The organism is Bacteroides sp. An51A, assembly GCF_002161565.1.
In the GTDB taxonomy this organism is placed as follows: Bacteria; Bacteroidota; Bacteroidia; order Bacteroidales; family Bacteroidaceae; genus Phocaeicola; species Phocaeicola intestinalis.
The window spans coordinates 70,001-76,308 of record NZ_NFIC01000011.1 but is presented as its reverse complement, the minus strand read 5'-3'; the positions used below and the strand labels follow the sequence as shown (position 1 = coordinate 76,308).

3 protein-coding genes are annotated in these 6,308 nt (G+C 42.2%); all 3 read right to left on the bottom strand.

Annotation, left to right across the window (positions count from 1 at the left end):
- On the bottom strand, positions 1 to 803 hold an 803-nt coding region (locus tag B5G04_RS17420; RefSeq protein WP_255395974.1), incomplete at its 3' end, for a reverse transcriptase domain-containing protein.
- 1,166 nt (positions 804 to 1,969) lie between these two features.
- A complete protein-coding gene (glgP, locus tag B5G04_RS17415; RefSeq protein ID WP_087213384.1) occupies positions 1,970 to 4,537 on the bottom strand; it encodes an alpha-glucan family phosphorylase in 2,568 nt (855 codons plus the stop codon).
- A gap of 29 nt (positions 4,538 to 4,566) precedes the next feature.
- Positions 4,567 to 6,246, bottom strand: coding sequence for a glycogen/starch synthase (locus tag B5G04_RS17410; protein WP_087213387.1), 1,680 nt, complete (start codon positions 6,244 to 6,246; stop codon positions 4,567 to 4,569).
- Between the last annotated feature and the right edge of the window lie 62 nt (positions 6,247 to 6,308).

Here is a 6,308-nt window from a genome sequence, read left to right as displayed (position 1 = left end):
TAGCGAACAAAAGGAAGCCCTCTGCGTTCGAGTTCCTTGTCCAACTCATTAAGCATAATATTACTCAACAAAGGACTCAGTGGTCCTCCTTGGGGAGTTCCTTCCTCGCTCGCTTCGAACAGACCTTTGTTCATTACACCGCTTCGGAGATATTTGTGTATTAGACTGACAACTCTGCCGTCTTTAATAGTACGGCTGAGGATTTCTATGAGTTTGCTATGATTCACGGTATCGAAGAAGCGCTCGAGGTCAAGGTCTACTACATATATGTAGCCTGCATTGATTATTTCTTGCGCCCCTCGCAGTGCGTCATGACAACCTCTTCTTGGACGGAAGCCGTAGCTTCTCCTCGAGAATTGGCACTCATAGATAGGGGTCAGAACCTGGTTAATGGCTTGTTGCACCAAACGGTCTACCACGGTGGGGATTCCTAAAAGGCGCATCTTGCCATTGTCCTTCGGGATTTCTACCCTTTTGACGGGGTTCGGACGGTAAGAACCGTCCATCAAGGAACGGATGAGCGAATCTTTATTGGCTGATAGCCATGAAAACAATTGTTCACATGACATCTTGTCGATACCGCCACAGCCCTTGTTACCAATCACTGCCTTATAGGCTCGATTAAGATTGGCAGGACTCAGGATTTGCTCGAAAAGGTGTTCATTGTCGAATGGTACTTCCACGATGTTGTCTTCACACATCCACATGAAAGTCTGCACTCCCCCATACCATTCGGTTTCCGACCTGTCTCTTTGAGGGCAGCCATTAACTTTAGATAATGTTTTCTGCATTCGTTCTCTCATTAGGTATGTTTCAATTACTATCGTTTAATTATTAGGTTCAGTCCTTCACAAACTCTTCGACACGTTTGCTACTATGACATCTGCTGACTTCTCACGACAAGCTTTACTCCGCTGATTTCGATTTCTTTTTCACTATTATCATGCGTCCGTGAGACCTCCTCGGATAAGGGTATTAACTTTCCATCTTATGTCTGCTTCATTTACATTGACTGTTCCGAATAGCTATAGGGCTTTGATTTGTGATGCAACCTTACCCACAGTCTTATGCCTTATATGAAGTTTCTGTCCGTCAGACCAGATGTTTGCCGCAAGCTTCTTTCAGATTCCAACTCGCGATGGACACCCTTGCTTTGGGCTGTATGATTCCCGCTATTAGGGCTCATTAGGGACTTGCACCCGTTAGCTAATACTCATGCCGAGCAATCGGGTAGGAGGTAAATGCTAATCATAGAAAGGCATTTGCCTCCTACTTTCACATTTACCGACCTCCCACACCACCGTACAAGCGGTTCCGCATACGGCGGTTTCGCGCTTTCTCATCTCACGATGTGTGGCAAGTTGTTTTCAGCCATCCCTCGGACTAGCGTCACTCCTACTCTATTGTCGGATTCCGTCCTATCGTGGTGAGTAGGGAAGCTCCTTTCGGACATCTGACTACAAAAGAGTCTCAAGGGTAGCAGTCATTTACTATTGCACTGCGCGATTCGGTCCTTCCCCATAGACACACGTGTCTTAGGTACTATAACCTCTGCTGACTTCTCACGGCAAGCTTTACTCCGTCAGGGCACATCGAATGGGTACGTCTTCGCCATGCGTCCGTGAGACCTCCTCGGATAAGGGCATTGTCTTTCCATCTTATGCCTACTTCATTTACACCGACCGTTCCGAATAGCTATCGGGCTTTGGTTTGTGTAGAAACCTTACCCACGGTCAAATGCCTTGTATGAAGTTTCTGTTCGTTAGACCAGATGTTTGCCGCCGGCTTCCTTCAGATTCCACCTCGCGATGGACACCCTTGCCTTGGGCTATGTGATTCCCGCTATTAGGGCTCACTCGGGACTTACACCCGTTAGACAATGCTCATGCCGAGCGTACTACATCAAAAAGCCGGCCGTTCCTTTTGAAGAAACAGCCGGCTCACATGTCTTTATTGGTTCAATAACAGATTATTCGTTAAACCAACGCACGTAGCAGAAATCCTGACGGTGGGGCAAATCGATATTCTTTGGATACATACGATATGCTACCTTGAAGCTTCCTGCATTCGAAATACTATAATCCAACTTGAATGTATACAGATTGCCTTCACGTTTCACGAGTTCCATCGGAACTACACTGTAAATATATTCCTTGCCTTCTGCATTTGTATAAGTAACTACCATTTCTACCCCCACTGCATCGTTAAGTCCCTTTTCATCAACAACGCAAGTAATGGTATAATCTTTGCCACTTTCCACATTGCCTTGACGCAATTCTTCACACTTATCCATCGATACTACCTGAATAGAATCCCATTTGGCTGCCACTTCTTCTTTCCATGCAGCCAAAGCTTTCAACTTCGCATAGTTATCAGCTTCCAAAGCATGGAATCTTTCAGCTTCTTTTCCATAGAACTTGGCATAATAATCATCCAACTGTCTCTTCATGGTATAATGAGGAGCAATTTGTGCGATAGAATTCTTGATGGTCCGTACCCAACCTTCTGAATAACCTTTCTTATTTCGTGCATAATACAACGGAAGGATTTCGGTTTCCAGCAAACTATAAATGGTAGCTGCATCCAATTGGTCCTGATATTCTTGATTCTGATAAGTACGTTTTTCGGTCAATGCCCATCCGGCACCTTCACGATAACCTTCCAACCACCATCCATCAAGAACAGAGAAATTTACGACACCGTTCATCAATGCTTTCTCACCGGATGTACCCGAAGCTTCCAACGGACGAGTCGGCGTATTCATCCAAATATCAACACCTGAAACCAGACGACGTGCCAACTTCATATCATAATCTTGCAAGAAAATAATTTTACCCAAGAATTCAGGACGGTTTGAAATCTCAATGATACGCTTAATCAGACCTTGTCCGGCACCATCATGCGGATGTGCCTTGCCGGCAAACAAGAATTGTACCGGATAGTCAGGATTATTTACAATCTTCGACAAACGATCCAAATCGCTGAACAACAGATGAGCACGCTTGTAAGTAGCGAAACGGCGAGCGAAACCGATTGTCAATGCATTCGGATTGATTTTATCCAGTAAAGATACAATCAATGCCGGATTACCCTGATTCTTCAGCCAGTTCTTGCGGAACTGTTCGCGAATATAATCAATCAATTTGTTTTTCAACCCTAAACGAGTTTTCCAGATTTCCTCATCGGGTACATTGTAGATAGCTTCCCAAATTTTCGGATTAGACTGATCGTTCAAGAAATTCGGATCAAAATATTTGTTATACAATTTCTTCCATTCAGAAGCACACCATGTGGGGAAATGCACACCATTGGTCACATAACCTACATGATTTTCTTCAGCAAAGTATCCTTTCCAAATGCCAGAGAACATTTCTTGTGAAACCTTTCCATGCAACCAGCTCACACCATTTACTTCCTGACATGTATTGCATGCAAACGTTGACATACAGAAACGCTCATTATGATCGCCAGGATTGATGCGTCCTAAATCCATCAGTTCATCCCAAGTGATACCCATACGTTGGGGATATCCACCCATGTATTTACCAAACAGACCTTCATCGAAATAGTCGTGACCGGCCGGCACCGGAGTATGTACTGTATACAAAGAAGAAGCACGCACGATTTCCAGGGCTTCATCAAAAGTCATACCGCTTTCCACATAGTCGCACAGACGCTGCACATTGCACAATGCCGCATGTCCTTCATTGCAGTGATAAACGTCTTTCTTGATACCCAGTCTCTCCAGCAACAAGACACCTCCAATACCCAAGAGGATTTCCTGTTTCAATCGGTTTTCCCAATCACCTCCATACAACTGGTATGTAATCGGACGGTCATATTCACTGTTCATTTCATTATCTGTATCCAACAGATACAAAGGTACACGGCCTACATTTACTCTCCAAACATAAGCGTGCACATAATAATTCAAATATGGAACATCAAGAACCAAGGGTTTTCCTTCTTCGTCATTGACGCGCTCCAAAGGCAGGCTTCCAAAATTCTGGGCTTCATAGTTGGCTATCTGCTGCCCGTCCATCGACAAGCTTTGTTTGAAATAACCATAACGATACAAGAAACCTATACCACACATATCTACATTGCTATCTGAAGCCTCCTTCAGATAGTCGCCTGCCAAAATACCCAAACCGCCAGAATAGATTTTCAAGACATGAGTTAAACCATATTCCATACAGAAATAGGCTACAGAAGGACGCGAAGCATCTGGCTTCACATTCATATATGCTTCAAACTTGGAATATACCTCATTGATTTTCTTCAATGTAGCCTTATCATTTGATAAGTCTTCCAATTTTTCATAACTTAGACGTTCCAATAATGCTACCGGATTTTGACCAACAACTTGCCACAATTCCGGATCCAATTCTTTAAACATCTCTGTCGCTTCATCATTCCAGGCCCACCAAATATTACGAGCCATTCTTTCCAACATCTTCAAAGGTTCCGGAATACGAGATTTTACATTAACCTCTCTCCAGGCTGGAGTGTTAGCATAATTAGTCTTGACTTTCATATTGTTTAATTTTAGTGTGTAAATGAATTTTAGTTATTGTCGTTACTCTGAGAAAGACGCTGCCTTGCATTACGCAAAGCAACATCGTATGCTTCATAATAATATTGGATAAAATGTTTCCACAAAGCCTTTTCGGCAATTATTGCCGCATGTTCACGTATATTTTCAATTGCCTGATTCGACAATGCTGAAAATTCAGTTACAGTATCTTTTATCGAATCAGCGACTTCAGAATAATTATAATCTGTACGATGAATGACTTTCACACCATCTTGCAAAGTTCCTGAATGATTCACTACCGAGTTCACCCATAGACCGAATCCCGCCAAGTCAGTTGTAATGGTAGGCACATGAAAAGCAACGCTCTCCAATGGAGTATAACCCCATGGTTCATAATAAGAAGGATAAACACTCAAATCCATGCCTATCAACAAATCATAATATGATTCATTCAATATACCATCCTTTCCATCCAGATAACACGGCACAAAGATAACTTTTACTTTCGTATCAGCAGCATTCGACATATTCAAATACTTCAACATGTCCAAAACCTGATCATGTGTCATATTATGCAGCCAATGAGTAATAAAAGGAACTTCCAATGGCATGTCATAAGTTTTGTCAGAACTTAAACGCTCCAACAAATCCTCACGGGCCTCTCCTACCCAACCTGGAACATTTATAAAAGCTAAAACTTCTTTTTTGAGATTTTTGTCACGGGTCAATCGGTTAAGCGATTCCAAATAGACATTAATACCTTTATTCTTAAATTCATACCTGCCGCTTGTGCCTATAATCATAGTATCATCATCCAGTTCAGTACCTAGCAGCTTATTGGCCATATTCAGCATCACCTTACGGGCATGCTTGCGTTTTTCATCAAATTTTTTTCCTTTCGGGACAAAGTCATCCTCAAAACCATTCATCAGAATGACATCAGCCGGCTTATCCAACAATTCACGGCATTCATTGTTTGTAATTTCACTCACTGTAGTAAAACAATCCACATGATGAGCAGTCTGCTTTTCTATCGAATGTTTCGATTGCATATTCAACTCTTCTGCCATTTGATCACCATTATATGCAAAAAGGTAATCATACAACGGCTTGTTATTACCTGCAATCGATCGTCCGATTGAAGTGGCATGTGTTGTAAATATCGTTGCAATCTCAGGGACTTTCTTCTGAATATACAATGCTCCAAGACCTGTCATCCACTCATGAGCCTGATAAACCACCTTGTCTTTAGCACCCAAATTATAACGATAGAAACTTTCTACAACCTTACCGGCAGCATAAGAAAACATAGAAGCCTCGTCATAATCACCATACGCATGAAGCGAATCCACATTAAAATCAAGCCAGGCTTGCGTATAAATCTCATTCTTTTGAGCATAAAATGGTGTAAAATCCACCAAGATTGAAATTGGATGCCCAGGAATGTTCCAATGTCCCACTCTCACCTTCAATCCTTCATTCAAAGTAGCGTACTCACGCCAACCTTGTAGTGCCTTTTCATCTTCGGTAAACAAAGGATTATCCTTACCTCTCCAAACATCCGGGCCGATAAAGAAAATTCGATCCGGAAATGCAGCTTGCAAGGTTTTTGCCCTTGTTGATAGTACGGTGTAAATTCCACCTACCTTATTACATACTTCCCAACTTGATTCAAAGATGTAATCAGGTTTCAATAGCTGTTTCGTCATTATCTTTAATATTTTCTTAATCAGCGCGAAGTTACGAAAAAGAATTAAATCTACGAAGAAAT

What these genes read in the sequence shown, in the direction of transcription:
- glgP (WP_087213384.1), bottom strand. Translation starts at nt 4,537, where the DNA reads ATGAAAGTCAAGACTAATTATGCTAACACTCCAGCCTGGAGAGAGGTT.
- B5G04_RS17410 (WP_087213387.1), bottom strand. Translation starts at nt 6,246, where the DNA reads ATGACGAAACAGCTATTGAAACCTGATTACATCTTTGAATCAAGTTGG.